The sequence below is a fragment of the Pseudomonas fluorescens Q2-87 genome (assembly GCF_000281895.1).
GTDB lineage: Bacteria > Pseudomonadota > Gammaproteobacteria > Pseudomonadales > Pseudomonadaceae > Aquipseudomonas > Aquipseudomonas fluorescens_S.
Window position 1 is genome coordinate 3,005,542 of the sequence record NZ_CM001558.1, and the last position, 14,342, is coordinate 3,019,883.

Below are 14,342 nucleotides of genomic sequence, written 5' to 3' on the forward strand. Positions count from 1 at the left end.
GTTTTTGCAATGGTCCATCGTGGGAGCGAGCTTGCTCGCGATGGTATGCAACCCCTTGCAACGGTTGCGGGGTTTCATAAAAGCACCGATTTGGGGAGCATCGGTCGCGCCAACGCTTGGCGCCTTGCCCTATTTCGAATGCTCAATCGCCCCCAAGGAAGGAGGTGCTACATGTCGTCCCTCGACACTCACGTCGATTTTATCCAGGCCCGGTTACCCGCCTGGCTCAAACACGCTTCGCGGCCGCGCCAGGAGCGTTTCAAGGCCATTGCCCAGCAGCTACAGCGCGACAGCGATGCGCTCAACGCACTGCTGACCGACCTGGCCGCTCCCGACACGTTTACCCTCGACCTGTTGCAGGCGCAGCCGGCCGTGCAGGCATGGCGCTTGGTCAATGGCGCCGGTAGCGCTAAGGATGCGATACGACGGGCGAGGGTCAGGCGCGAGCCCTTTGGGGCCTCGCTGTCGGTGATCGAAGCCGCAATGCGCAACTTTCCGCCCGCCGACGCAGCCACTGACAGCGAATTCGATAAAAAAGGCGAGCTGTTCATCAAGGGCCAGCCGGCAGAGTTTTATCGTTGGGGCGCGCCCTCGGCTATCGCGGCATTGCCCATGGCCCCAGCCGATTTCGCGCAGCTGTGTCGAAGCGTGGACGCGGGTGGGGCGTATCAGCGCTTGCTCGAACAGCGGCTGCCGCGAATCGGCAATGAAACGCCGACCGTCGCCAAGGCATATATGGCCTATGCGTGCAGCCAGCTCGTCTATGACGCCTACGAGGCGAAGCTGGATGGACGCCTGGACGAGACTGGCGAGCGCTTGCTGGCCCATGTCGGCGTGCAGCTCGAAGATCCACCGGTCGCGCCCCTGGTCTGTGAAGTCAAGGCACTGGAAGTGCTGTCCGTGCCGTTGTTCGGTGCTCGGGTGTATTGGGGGATGGCAGGGGACGCCAAGGGCGTGCGCCCGGTCGTCTTGCACATGCCCCACGACGTGATTGCACCCATCCAGCAATTCCCCAGTTTGCAGGCCATGGCTGCGCAACTGACCGAGCGGGTACGCAAGCGCAGCTACCGCACAAGCCTGATGCGTTACCTCCCGATGCGTCTGCAAGCCCGGTTGGGGGAGGCGCTGCATGACCAGGTGGAATGGGAGATACAGGACAACCCCAATCTTTTCCAAGAGATCCACGCGCGCATTGTCGGATGGCGCGATGGCGAGCCTGGCGAGGATGACAACCCCCGGCGCATCCGGGTTCCGGCGCCCCGCGTGCCCTGGAGCCTGGGCGATGTGCGTGAAAGTCACTGGGCCGACGGTTATCACGAGTGGCGCACCCACACCCTGGCGAACGCCTCGACACTGATGGTGCCTACCAAAGTCGTGGACTGGCAGGCGCTGCTGGCACGCCTGGAATATTGGGAAAGCCTAGCCGAGCGCTCGCTAATGCTTGCCGTCAGCTTCATCCCGTTCTGCGCGCCCATCGGCATGGCCGCCGCAGCGGTGGGCGGGGTGCGTTTGGTCTACGAGTTTTTCGAAGGCATCCAGGCGTTCAACGAAGGCCACGCGCAGGAAGGCATCAATCACATCTTCAACGTTTTGTTCGGCATCGCTCAGGGCGCGTATCTCGGCTTCGTCGGTGGCGCTGTCGAACCCATGCCGTTGAGTGACGGCACGACGCGTCTCTGGAATGGCGATGTCACATCGTTCCAGGCCCGAGGCCGGCCTCCCATGGAAGCCGAGCAGGACGTCTGGGGCGTCTGGCGAACGGCAGACCAGGCCTGGGTGCAGGTCGAGGGCCGCTATTTCGAGGTGCAAGGGCGCGCCGATGCCTTGGACTTGCGCCTGCCCGCCGGCCATCGGGGCGTGACGCCCCTGTTGGAATGGAGTCGTACACGCGGCTGGCGATGGGCCCATCGCAACCCGTTGCAGCGCAGCAGCCTGGAACTGCTACGGGACTTTGCCGGAACACCGGACGAACTCGACGACCGAACCCTTCTTGCCGTGCAACAGCAGGTGGGCATTGACGAGGCGCACCTGCGTTATTTGCAAGTGAGCGGGCAGCCGATTCCGGCCATCTTCGCCCAAGCGCTGGATGAAACACGCAACTGGCAAGCGCTGCAGCAGGTCATGGGCCGCCTGCGGCGCGATGAGCCGCCGGGCAGCGTGCCGATTCGAATCGCCCAGACCCTCGCCGAGTTGCCGGGGTGGCCCAGGGATCTGCTGCTGCGCTATCACGAGGGTGACCGGATTCATTCGGCGGGTGATACCACCGCCAGGCGCGTTCTCGATGTGCACGGAACAGACCTGCAACTGGACGCCTGGGCAGATCGCATCCTGACCGAGCTCAGCGCGGATGAGCAGCGCGCACTGCTGGGGCAAAGCCCCCTGGGTTTACGCCCGGTGGAGCTGAGTCGGTTGTTGGCCGGGCGCTGGTCCGGATATCTGGAGCGCAATGCCACGCAAGTGCTGGCAGGCATGGCGCGGCCCACCGTGCTTGAGCCGTTGGCGGCTCCCTTGGTCCGTGCTTTTCCCAGCCTGCCGGAGTCCATCGCCAACGAGCTGGCCAGCCAGACTCAAGGCCAGGACCGCCTGCGCCTGCAAGCCGGCCGGATAACCGCAACCCTGGCCAAGCAATGCGTCGAGGCCCTGGGTGAGCTGCGTCTGACCCGCGCCTTGCGGGCCCTGGAACGCGGCGAAAGCAGCCCCGACCGCGACCGCATCGTCATGGGTCTGCTTGGCGAAACCCGCTCTTTGCGCGGTCGATTGAACCTGCGCCTTGAATCGGCCGAGCTGTTGGAACCGCTCGAAGTGGGCGAAGCAGGGCCATTGAAAGTGATTCGTGAGGAAAACTCGACCTATCAAGCTTTTGACGAACAGGGTCACGAACTCGGGGCAGGCGGCTTGGAGTCGGCGTTGCTGAGCGCTTTACCGGACGAAGCTCGCAAGGCGCTGGACCTGGACATCTGGGAAGCGACCCGGCTGCGCCAGGTATTGCTCGAACAGGCCCTTGGCGATCGGCAAGGCCTGCGCCGGTTCTTGCAGCTCAAGGCCCTCGACAGCGCCGGGCCCGGACCGCAATGGCTGAACGAACGCCTGGGCTATCCGCTGAGCGGGCGCGGGCGGCTACCGTTGCAGCGCTGGCGCGGCAGCCTCCAGGCTCGTCTCGAACGGCTGTTTCCCTATTACGCCGGGGATGCCCTCACGCGGCTTCAGCACAGCCTGACTGAACAGGCCGGACGTGAGGGCATCAGCCTGGATGACTTGGTCAACCGCTTGACCAATGACTGGGCGACCCTGGATGAAGGGCTGCGCCAGTGGGAAGTCGAGGAGGACTTTCATCACCCTGTCGAGAGCCAATACGAACGTGAAGAGCTGCTCACGCTGCGCAGGGAAGTGGCGAAGGAAATCCGTCGGGCCTGGCGACGTGAGCCCGATCCAAGCCGGGAGGACAGCGAGCTGATATTGCGCCTGTCGGGATGGGACATTGGCCGGCTTCCGCCGCTGAGCGCGCGTTTCGAGCACATCGAAGAGCTGATGCTCGCCCATACGGGCCTCACTGAAGACCCTTCGGATTTCCTGCGGCTATTCCCCAACCTCGAAACGTTGCGCCTGCACGGTAATCGCCTCACCGCAGTGCCGGCGGCGGTCGGCGAGTTTCGCAGCCTGCTGGAACTGTCACTGGGCAAGAATCCGCTCGACCTGAAGGCGGATGCATTCGCCCCGCTGTTGGGCGCCGACCGTGCTCCTCGGCTACAGGAACTGAACCTGTCCGAGGTCAGCGGCGGGGCAGCGTCCAGCGCCGAAAGGGCCGTGGCCATCGGCCGCCTGGCTCAGTTGCCCGCGCTGCGCGAGTTGGTCTGGTCCGACAATGTGCATTTCACTGGCGAGGAGTTGCAGGCCATCACCGCGTTGCCAGGGCTGCGCACACTGGACCTGACGCGCTGTGGCCTGCGCCTGGACGAGGAGGGCAGCGCCTTCTTGCGAACGGCCACGACTGTCAGGGACTTGCGCCTGAGCGGCAACAACTGCCGCGATTTGCCTGACCTGCCCGAACTGGTATCCCTTGAGGCGCTGGAGCTGGCCAACGCAGCGCTGGAGCGCGTGCCGGCGCTGGCATTGCGGTTGCTGTCCAAGTCTTCATCCGAGCCGATCTTCATCGACCTCAAGGGCAACCGCATCACTGACATCCAAAGTGACCTGATTCCGGCGCTGGGCAACATGCCGACGGGTAATACCCTCGGCTTGTGGCTTGAAGACAATCCGCTACCCAGCGCCCAGATCGGGACCCTGCGCGCCGTGGATACCCAGGCCTTTCGCTACACCGCCGACGACTGGCTGGAAAACTTCCCTGAACTCCAGCGAGCACTGGAGGTGGCGCGCGACGATGCCGGGGGGCGGCGTTTCATCGATTGGTACTCCGGCCTCATCCGTGACGCCGACGCCGAAGTGCCGGGCGGGCTGGCCTTCGGAGATCGTCAACGGGCGACGAGTATCCTGCAGTACTACACTGGATTCCCCGATCTCTACGCCGACCTCTCGACCCGGATCGCGGATTTCGACCAGCAACTGGCTCAACTGCGCACCCGCTTGCAAGCGCGCGTCCTGGACCGGTTGGTGCCAGACGTCGCCGAACTGGAAGTGCATTTCCAGATGTTCCAAGTGGTCCAGCGGGCGCGCCTCGACTCCCAGGCCGTGCCGTTCTCAAGTTTCCTCGTCAGTCATCATGACTATTGGAGCCGGGTGCTCAGCAGCCGCTATCCGGAGATTGCGCAGCGCCGGGCGGCGATGACCCGCGAGGGGTTCATCAACTGGCTCAGCGATGCCCAGGACACCTTCAACGGTAACGACCAGACGCCTCGCGTCGGTGAACTGACCTGGCGACCCTACCTGGGCTTGATGTCCCGGGACTGGTCCGAAGGCCTGGCCGTCTGGGACACGGTAGAAGAGAGCCTGGTGGATGCCTTCAGCGAACCGGTGGACCCTTCCCATTGGCCCCAGGTGCTGCTGGACAACCTGGCGCAACCGGACGTGGACCTGCCCAGCGCGCTGGAGTCCATCACGCTACCTACTGGCATCGTCTGGCAACGGGTGAGGCTCGAAGCCGTGGCGGATGTGGAGTGGACCGCAGGCGCGCCGGTGATGCTGAGCGAGGATCAGCTACGACGCACCATGGCCATCTATCGCTCGGTCAAGAGCCGTGAAGTCGAAGCCATGGTGAGGCGTATTACCACCGGCCTGGTCAGCCCCTGGTGGTCGCGGCGATTGAATTAGTCACTGCGGTTCAAAGCGCCTGGCTGACCGGCGTGGTCCTGAACACCAAGGCTTTGAGGCCGCATTCCGGATCGGCGTCGGGAAACTCCGGCGGGTTTTCCAGGCGCTGTTCGAATATCAGCCCCGGGGCTTCGCGTGTGACGCCGTCAATCAGGAAGTCGGTGCCGGTGGCCGGATCGTTGCTGCATGCCAGCACCGTGCCTCGGGCGGTGAGCAGTTCCGGCAAGCGCCGCAGGACGCGCTGATAATCCTTGGTCAGCAGGAAACTGCCTTTCTGGAAAGTTGGCGGGTCGATGATCACCAGGTCGTACGGCCCGCTGTTGATCACCTTGCCCCAGGACTTGAACAGATCGTGGCCGAGAAACGTCACCTGGCCCAGGTCATGACCGTTAAGGCGATGGTTGTCGCGGCCACGGCTCAGGGCGGCGCGGGACATGTCCAGATTGACCACGTGCCGAGCCCCGCCAGCGATGGCCGCCACCGAAAAACCGCAGGTGTAGGCGAACAGATTGAGCACCCGTTTGCCATCGGCATTGGCACGGACCCAGTCGCGGCCGTAGCGCATATCCAGGAACAGGCCATTGTTCTGTTTCTTGCCCAGGTCGATCCGGTAGCGCAGGCCGCCTTCGGTCAGGGTCCATTCCTCTATCGGCTCGCCCACCAGCCACTGGGTGAGGCTTTGCGGCAGGTAGCGGTGCTGCACGGCCAGCGTATGGGCGGTGCTGTGTTGCCAGGCGGGCGAGGTGGCCAGGGCCAGCAACATCGACAGCAGGTCGTCCAGCTGCGTCGGCTCCGGTTCCTTGAACAGCGAGACCAGCACCACGCCTTCGAGCCAGTCGACGGTAATCTGTTCCAGGCCCGCCCAGCATCGACCGCGGCCATGGAACAGGCGACGGGTTTGCTCGGGCACCGAAACCAGCGCCGTCAGTAAATGAGTCTGCAGGATTTGAAGGGCTTCAAGGTTCATCGTACAAGGCCGGCAATTCGAAGGGCCGGCATCTTAACCGCTAGCCACCGCTGGTAGCGAGAATACTGGCCACCTGTTGCGGCCGGCAGTTGAGGTAGGCCGAACGCTTGAGCCAGCCCGGGTCCGGGTACCAGGAAAACATGAATTGCCCGCCCTTGAGCTTATCGATCACTTGGCGCGCCACTTGCGGCCGCACGGCAGGGCAACCCTGGCTGCGCCCGATGCGACCTTGGCGGGCGCTCCACAACGGATTCACATAATCGGCGGCGTGGATCACGAGGGCGCGGTCGCGTGCCTGATCGTTGAAACCCGGTTCCAGGCCGTCCATGCGCAGCGAATAACCGTGGGTGCCCTGATAGCTTTCCTGGGTGCGGAACAGCCCCAGGCTGGATTGGTAACTGCCCAGGCGATTGGAGAATTGGGTCGCGAAGTTCTCCCCGGATTTCTGCCCATGGGCCACCAGGTCGCGCAATACCAGCTTCTTCTGGTTCAGGTCGAAGATCCACAGGCGACGGGCGGTGGAGGGCTGCGAGTAATCGATCACTGCAAGGTGGCGAGCCTGTCGCGCACCATTGGCAACAGCGCACTGCATGGCGCTCAAGGCGCTTTTAAGGGCCAGGGGATTGAGTTCCGGCGCGGCGTGGGCGAGGCTGTTGTAGAGGCCCTGGGTATTTTTGCTTTCGGCAAACGCCGGGTTGCAGAGCACGCCCAGGCTTGTCACGGCCAGGCAGAACCGACGCAGGAAAGTCAGCACAGAAGAAAAATCCCCAAGCAAGTATTTATCTGCGGCATCCCGTCCGGTTTGAAATGTTGGCATGATGGCGGGCAGTACCTGTCGCAAAGTCAACCGTCAACGAGACGGCCATGGATTGGAGTAAAGCAGTTGTTCAAAGCGTCCGTATGTTACTTGAGCCTTTTATTGCTCGCTGCGCCATTGGTCGCGACGGGCGAAGACGCTCCGCTTGCTGAAGCGACACCCGTCCAGGGCGCGCTCGCTCAATTGTCGGTGGCGTGTCCGACGTTGGCGGCCGGCGTCGATTTTCCGACAATGATCAGCTTGCAGGCGTTTTACCAGCAAAACGCAGGCCAGCCGGCCTGGGCGGGCGCCGAACGGTTAACGCTGCTGCGCGACCAGTTGCAGCAACTGGCCGATGACGGGTTGGATCCAGCGCGCTACAGCCTGCCCGACGACGGCACTGTCGAGGGTGCGCCGTGCACCGACATCGCCATTACCCAACGCTACCTCCAGGCGCTGTATGAATTGCGCTTCGGTTACCTGTCGCAAGAGCGGCTGGAGCCTGTGTGGCGGGCCCATCCGAAACTGCAAGACCGACAGGCCGAGGTAGTGGCCATCGCTGGGCCAGGGTTGCAAGACCTCGCCAAGGCTTTCGAGCAAGCCCGGCCGAGCCTGGAGTTCTACCGCAACTTGCGCCTGGCCTATGCGCAGCGGCGCCAGCAACCGTTGTCCGATTGGCAGCCGGTTCCCGCAGGGGCGCTGTTGCAGCCGGACAAACAGGACGCTCGCGTGCCCGCGCTGGCGCAGCGATTGTTCAACGAAGGTTATCTGGGCGCGCCGCCCCGGGTCGTCGATGATCGATACAACCCTGACCTGGTCGAGGCGATGAAGCGCTTCCAGCTCCAGCATTCATTGCAGGCTGACGGCGTGGTAGGCCCCTGGACCGTCACCGAGCTGAACATCAGCGCGGCCATGCGGCGCGAGCAACTGCGCGTCAACCTGGAACGAATGCGTTGGCTGGCCCAGGACCTTGAACCCGACAGCGTGCTGGTCAACGTCGCGGCCGCCCAGCTGACGGTCTACCGAGGTGGCGCACCGGCATGGCAAACCCGTACCCAGGTGGGACGTGCCGAGCGGCAGACGCCGCTGATCAAGTCCAACATCACGCGCCTGACGCTCAATCCGACGTGGACCATCCCACCGACCATCATGCGCGAAGACAAGCTGCCGGAGATCCGCCGCGACCCCGAGTTCCTCGCTCGGCATAACCTCAGGATCCTCGACCGCGACGGCCTGCCGTTGGCCGCGGAGGCGATCGACTGGGAGCACCCCGGCGACTTGATGCTGCGCCAGGACCCCGGCCCGAAGAACCCACTGGGCAAAATGGCGATCCGTTTCCCCAATCCGTTTTCTGTATACCTGCACGACACCCCCAGCCAATCATTGTTCGCCAAGGGACCACGAGCGTTCAGCTCAGGGTGCGTGCGAATCGAGCAGGCGATGCAACTGCGTGACTGGCTGGTGAACCCAGCCGAGCGCGTCAGGACCGACACCTTGCTGGCCAGCGAACTGACCCATGAGTTCCGGTTGGCCAAGCCCGTGCCGATCCTGCTGGGTTATTGGACGGTTCAAGCCGATCACCAGGGGCAACTGCTTTATGTCCCGGACATCTACGGACGCGATCATGCTTTGTCGGTCGCCCGACCCCGTGCGCTCTGAACCCTGGGCAGCAATTGGCGGCCAAGATCATAGGCCGTGGCCAGGTGCTGGGCAGGGTCAAGGGTTTCCGAATCGAGCAGGCGCAGGGAGGTCATTACGCGGGCGCCACAATAATCGAAAATGCCGTGGTCGATCTGGGTCGTCATCGCCGCGCCGTAACCATGGCGCAGGAAAGTCCCTTGATCGGCACCGCCCACGGCCACCAAGTGCACCTTCATATGCCCGAGTTTCTTGACGAACGGAGCATCGAGGCTGAACTCGAACGCCCAGCCGTTGGAAAACACCCGGTCGATCCAACCCTTGAGCAACGCCGGCATCGACCACCAATAGATGGGATACACCACGACCAGTGTATCGGCCCGCTCGATTCTGGCCTGCTCAGCCAACACGTCCACTGGCGGCGCGGCCTCGCCATGGTGGACCGCATGGTCGGCAAATGTGTAGCGCGGGTCGAAGCCCTCGGCGGCCAGGTCGGCCATTTCGAAGGTGTCGCTGGGGTTCGCTTGGACCAAGCCCTCGGCGATTTTCCGAGCGATGCCATGGGTCAGGGATTGTGGGTCATGATGGGCAACGACAAAGAGTGCGTGCATAGCGGAACTCCTTCTGACAAAAAACGGTAAAAAGCGACTAAGCTACGTTTGGTAAGCTACCCTTAGTAAACTAAGCCATTAAGTTACGGTTGGTAAAGTAAGCATGTCAAGCAGCGAAGCCAATGCAGCACCTTCAGCCGCGCCACGCCGACGTCTGTCCCGCGAGGATCGGCAGCGTCAGTTGCTGGACGTCGCCTGGCAATTAATACGGGAGGAGGGCACCGAGGGCCTGACCCTGGCCCGGCTCGCCGAGCACGCGGGCGTCACCAAACCCATTGTTTATGACCACTTCACCACGCGGCCCGGGCTCCTGGCGGCGTTGTACAAGGATTTCGATGCCCGCCAGACGGCATTGATGGACGCAACGCTTGAGGCAAGCGAAGCGACCCTCGACAGTCGAGCCCGGGTCATTGCCTCGGCTTATGTGGACTGTGTGTTGCTGCAAGGGCGAGAGATCTCCGGTGTGGTCGCGGCGCTGAACAGCTCACCGGAGCTGGAAACCATCAAGCGGGAATATGAAGCGATTTTTCTCGACAAATGCCGGGCCGTCCTCCAGCCCTACGCCGGCGCCAAAGTCCTGAGCCAGGCAGGGTTGCGGGCAATGCTCGGGGCCGCGGAAGCCTTGTCCAACGCAGCGGCGACTGGCGAGATCAACGCCGACGAGGCCAAGCGGGAGCTTTTCATCACCATCGTTGCGATGGTCGAAAGAAATGCCCGCGACAGCATTCCAGGTACTGCTGCCGGCTAACCCGTGGCGAGGGAGCTTGCTCCCTCGCCACGGGGCATGCCGCTTGGTTGATTCCTGCGGATGACGCGACACACAGAAAAAAAACGAACCCCCGAGGCTTTTTCCGGTTCTTAAGCTATGTCCCGTCATGAAGGGGCAGCAGGCGGGGCTACGGTCTTGCCCACCATATACCGCGATCAGAGGAGGCGACATGCCCAACTCCTTGTCCTCGCCCTGGTGGAAAAATGCCGTGATCTACCAGGTCTACCCACGTTCGTTTGCCGATGCCAATGGCGACGGTGTCGGCGATCTGCCCGGCTTGACCGCGCATCTGGATCACCTTCAACGCCTGGGCATCGACGCCCTGTGGCTGTCGCCGGTGTACCGCTCGCCCATGTGCGACGCTGGCTATGACATCTGCGACTACACCGATGTCGACCCATTGTTCGGCACCCTGGCCGACCTGGACAACCTTATCGAACAAGCCCACCAGCGCGGTCTCAAGGTGCTGCTGGATTTCGTCCCCAATCACACTTCGGACCAGCATCCGTGGTTCATCGAGTCGCGCTCCAGCCGCGACAACCCCAAGCGTGACTGGTACATCTGGCGCGACCAGCCGAACAACTGGCGAGCCTCGATCAACGGCGGCAGCACCTGGACCTGGGACGACACCAGCCAGCAGTATTATTTGCATTTTTTCCTCCCGCAGCAGCCTGACCTGAACTGGCGCAACCCCGAAGTCGTCGCCGCCATGCAACAGGTGCTGCACTTTTGGCTGGAACGCGGGGTGGACGGATTCCGCATTGACGTGGTGCATTGTGTGGGCAAAGACCCAAATTTCGCCGACGACCCGCGCTGCATGGCCGGCGAACCCATGGTCAAGATCAACGATCAGCCTTATAGCCACGAGGTGCTGCGCGGCCTGCGCCGATTGGTGGACAGTTATCCAGGCGACCGGGTGCTGATCGGCGAGGTGAACATCCGCTCGACAGCGCAGGTCGCCGCCTACTACGGGGCCAGCGACGAGCTGCACATGTCGTTCAATTTCCCGCCCTTGGATGCGCCATGGGACCCGGTGATTTTCCGCTTGTGCGTGCGTGAGGTGGAGAATGACCTGGGGCCGTTGCAGGCCTGGCCGACCTGGGTGCTGTCCAATCATGACAACAGCCGCCATCGCAGCCGCTATGGTGGCTCGCTGCGTCGAGCCCGGGCCGCAGCAGTGATGCTGCTGACGCTACGCGGCACGCCGTTCATTTATCAGGGCGAGGAGCTGGGCCTGGAAGATACCCAGGTCAGCGCCCAGACCCGCGTCGATCCCGGCGGCAGGGACGGCAGCCGCGCACCGTTGCCGTGGTTAGCCCAGGCACCCCATGGCTGGGGCGGGCAGGCACCGTGGCTGCCATTTCCCCCTGACGCGGGGGCTTTGTCGGTGGAAGCCCAAGAGCAGTCCGCCGATTCCACGTTGGCGCTGTACCGCCAGTTGCTCGCATGCCGCCGCGACAGCCCGGCGCTGCGCCTGGGAGCTTGGGAGGAGCTGGCGTCGCACCCGCAAGTCCTCGCGTATCGCCGTCACTGTGAAGGTGACGAGAGATTGGTCTGCATTAACTTCGCCGACAGCGAACACACCTTTCCCCTGGCCGAGCCTTGGCGGGTTGAACTTGCCAGCGATGGGCAAGGCGAAGGCCAGCCGTTCAGTGGCCGGCTGGCTGCTGAACAGGCGCTGGTGTTGTGCCGGTAAGGAGAGATCGATGAAAGCCAATTGGCATCGAAATACCCTGATCTATCAAATCGACCCGTCATTGTTCCATGACAGCAACGGCGATGGCCGGGGCGATCTCAAGGGCATCATCCAGCGCCTCGATTACTTGCAATCGCTGGGGGTGGGTGCGCTCTGGTTGATGCCGTTGTACCGTTCGCCCTTCAAGGATGCGGGGTATGACGTCAGCGATTTCCTCGCGTTGGACCCACGCTTTGGTAGCGAAGAAGACCTGAGGCAATTGATCGTCCAGGCCCGGGAGCGCGGCATACGGGTGATCATGGAACTGGTGGTGCAGCACACTTCTGACCAGCACCCGTGGTTCCAGCGCGCACGACGCGACAGAAACAGCCCCTACCGCGATTACTACCTGTGGTCCGACACCCCCGTAGACGACGGCAACCAGCCGATTTTCCCGTCAGTGGAAGAGAGCATCTGGCAATGGGACGAGGAGGCCGGCCAGTACTATCGGCATTTGTTCTATCGTCATGAGCCCGACCTGAACCTGGCGAACCCGCGCGTGGTGGAGGCCATTGAGCGGGTCATGGTGCACTGGCTGGAATTGGGCATCGCCGGTTTTCGCCTTGACGCCGCTTCCCATCTGGTCGAGCAGGCCGGCGGTGGCGATGAAGAGCAGGGTGTCTGGGTGCTGGACAGGTTCTTCAAATGCCTGACCCGCGTCAACCCGGAGGGCGTGTTGATGGGCGAAGTGGACGTTGGACCGGAGCGCTACCGGCATTATTTTGGCGACGGCGAGCGCCTGGGGCTGGTGCTGGATTTCTGGGTCAATAACCATTTGTTCCTGGCGCTGGCCCGTGGCGAGGCCGAGCCATTGCAACGCGCCATCAAGCGCCGGCCGGCCCCGCCAGACGGCGCCAACTACGCGGTGTGGCTGCGCAACCATGACGAGCTGGACCTGGAACGCTTGACCGAGCAGGAACGGGAGGAGGTCATGCAGGCCTTCGCCCCGGACGAAAACATGCGCCTGTATGGCCGTGGTATTCGTCGACGGCTGGCGCCGATGCTTGAGGGCGATGTGCGTCGTCAGGCGCTGGCCGAGGCACTGCTGCTTTCGCTGCCAGGCACGCCCATCGTGCGCTATGGCGAGGAAATCGGCATGGGCGACGACCTGGCCCTGCCCGAACGCCTGTCAGTACGCACGCCGATGCAATGGTCCGCCGAGGCCAATGCCGGATTCTCCTCGGCCCAACGCCTGGCAGCACCGCTAATCGATAAAGGGCCGTTCGCCTACACCCACCTGAACGTCGCCGTTCAAGAGGATGATCCCGACTCGCTGCTGGCTCGCACACGGCATTTGCTGAGGGCGCGTGGCTGGCTTCCTGAAATCGGCGACGGGCGCGCCGAATTGCTGGTGGCGGATCATCCGGCGGTGTTTGCGATTGCCCATATAGGCGAGGCCACATCGCTGATGTTCGCCAATCTCAGTGGCGAAGCCGTTACGGTGCAGCTTGAAGCGCCGGACCTTGCAGGGTTCGAAGAGATTGTCTCGGACGGCCACTATGAAGCCGCGCAAGACTCGCGCCTGGCCTTGCACGGCTACGGCTATCGTTGGTTCAGGCGCAAGACTTCAGAACAATAGCAGCACCACCGCCACCAGCCCGCCGGTTGCCAGCAGCAGCGCCGACACTTGGGTGGAGCTGAGCGCCAGCGCGGCATTGCGCGAGCGTCCGCTGAAGCGTCCGCGAGTGCGATGCACCGGCACTTCGGGAGAAAACAGGTTGTCTGGCCGTTGTCCGTCGTCTGGCTCATCGGTCATCTGGCCAGAACAGGCACCGCGAGCCAGCATTCGGTCGAGCAGCCCGGGCATCAGGCATGTGCCGACAATCGCCTTGAGCGATGCGGCACCCAGCCACAATTCCCTGGGTGTGCGCCGCACCACACTGAAAATGGCCCGCGCGGCCACGTCCGGGTCGTGAATGGGCGGCACCGGTTGAGGGCGTTTGCCGAGTTTGTTGCGGGCCCAGTCGAACTGCGGTGTGTTGATCGCTGGCAACTGCACCATGCACACCCGGATGTCGCTGTGCTGATGCAGCAGTTCGCAGCGCAGCGAGTCGGTAAAACCGCGTACCGCGAACTTGGCCCCGCAATACGCCGCTTGCAAGGGAATGGCCCGATAGGCGAGGGCGGAACCGACCTGGATAATCACGCCACGATTGCGCGGCATCATCAACTCCAGCGCCGCCAGCGTGCCGTGGACGGTGCCCAGGTAAGTCACCGACGTGACCCTGTGGATTTCCTCGGCGGCCAGTCGATGGACCGGTGAAAACACCGTGACCATGGCGCAGTTGATCCATACCGTCACCGGCCCCAGCGTCTCTTCGATTTTTTGCGCCGCTTCCAATACCGCCTCGGCATCGGCCACGTCCACGCTGGCGGCCAGTGTTGCAACGCCGTGCACGCTCAGTTCTTCTTCTGTAGCAGCCAACGCCTGCTCATCCCGGGCCAGCAGGCCGACCCGGTAACCGGCGGCGGCAAACCGGTGTGCGGTCGCACGACCGACGCCGGCGGTCGCACCACAAATGACGACAACAGGTTGGGTTCGCATATCCATCGTGTTGGTT

At 63.2% G+C, this 14,342-nt stretch carries 9 protein-coding genes; 5 read left to right on the top strand and 4 right to left on the bottom strand.

What is annotated here, in order from left to right; all coding sequences use genetic code 11:
* The first annotated feature begins 171 nt into the window (after positions 1–171).
* Positions 172–5,265, top strand: coding sequence for a dermonecrotic toxin domain-containing protein (locus PFLQ2_RS14385; protein ID WP_003181633.1), 5,094 nt, complete (start codon positions 172–174; stop codon positions 5,263–5,265).
* Positions 5,266–5,275: 10 nt separating this feature from the next.
* On the opposite strand, the gene PFLQ2_RS14380 is transcribed toward PFLQ2_RS14385, so the two are convergent.
* Positions 5,276–6,232: a class I SAM-dependent methyltransferase gene (locus PFLQ2_RS14380; protein ID WP_003181634.1), complete on the bottom strand. Its 957-nt coding sequence runs from the start codon at positions 6,230–6,232 to the stop codon at positions 5,276–5,278.
* Positions 6,233–6,272: 40 nt separating this feature from the next.
* Positions 6,273–6,986, bottom strand: coding sequence for a murein L,D-transpeptidase catalytic domain family protein (locus PFLQ2_RS14375; protein WP_003181636.1), 714 nt, complete (start codon positions 6,984–6,986; stop codon positions 6,273–6,275).
* A gap of 129 nt (positions 6,987–7,115) precedes the next feature.
* On the opposite strand from PFLQ2_RS14375, the gene PFLQ2_RS14370 reads away from it, so the two are divergent.
* Entirely contained in the window at positions 7,116–8,687 is a 1,572-nt protein-coding gene (locus PFLQ2_RS14370) for a L,D-transpeptidase family protein (protein WP_003181638.1), read from the top strand.
* Here PFLQ2_RS14370 and PFLQ2_RS14365 read toward each other — a convergent pair.
* Positions 8,651–9,277: an NAD(P)H-dependent oxidoreductase gene (locus tag PFLQ2_RS14365; protein ID WP_003181640.1), complete on the bottom strand. Its 627-nt coding sequence runs from the start codon at positions 9,275–9,277 to the stop codon at positions 8,651–8,653. The two genes, PFLQ2_RS14370 and PFLQ2_RS14365, sit on opposite strands and share 37 nt — an antisense overlap.
* 103 nt (positions 9,278–9,380) lie before the next feature.
* Here PFLQ2_RS14365 and PFLQ2_RS14360 point away from each other — a divergent pair, with 103 nt between their 5' ends.
* The 3 genes from PFLQ2_RS14360 (at position 9,381) to PFLQ2_RS14350 (ending at position 13,360) form a co-directional block, all read left to right on the top strand.
* Positions 9,381–10,025, top strand: a complete 645-nt coding sequence (locus PFLQ2_RS14360) for a TetR/AcrR family transcriptional regulator (RefSeq protein ID WP_003181643.1) — start codon at positions 9,381–9,383, stop codon at positions 10,023–10,025.
* 190 nt (positions 10,026–10,215) lie between these two features.
* Positions 10,216–11,742, top strand: a complete 1,527-nt coding sequence (locus tag PFLQ2_RS14355; RefSeq protein WP_003181645.1) for an alpha-amylase family glycosyl hydrolase — start codon at positions 10,216–10,218, stop codon at positions 11,740–11,742.
* A 10-nt stretch (positions 11,743–11,752) separates the two neighbouring features.
* Complete coding sequence (locus PFLQ2_RS14350; protein WP_003181647.1) at positions 11,753–13,360, top strand: alpha-amylase family protein; 1,608 nt, start codon at positions 11,753–11,755, stop codon at positions 13,358–13,360.
* Here PFLQ2_RS14350 and PFLQ2_RS14345 read toward each other — a convergent pair.
* Positions 13,349–14,332: an SDR family oxidoreductase gene (locus tag PFLQ2_RS14345; protein ID WP_033046013.1), complete on the bottom strand. Its 984-nt coding sequence runs from the start codon at positions 14,330–14,332 to the stop codon at positions 13,349–13,351. The genes PFLQ2_RS14350 and PFLQ2_RS14345 overlap by 12 nt on opposite strands.
* Between the last annotated feature and the right edge of the window lie 10 nt (positions 14,333–14,342).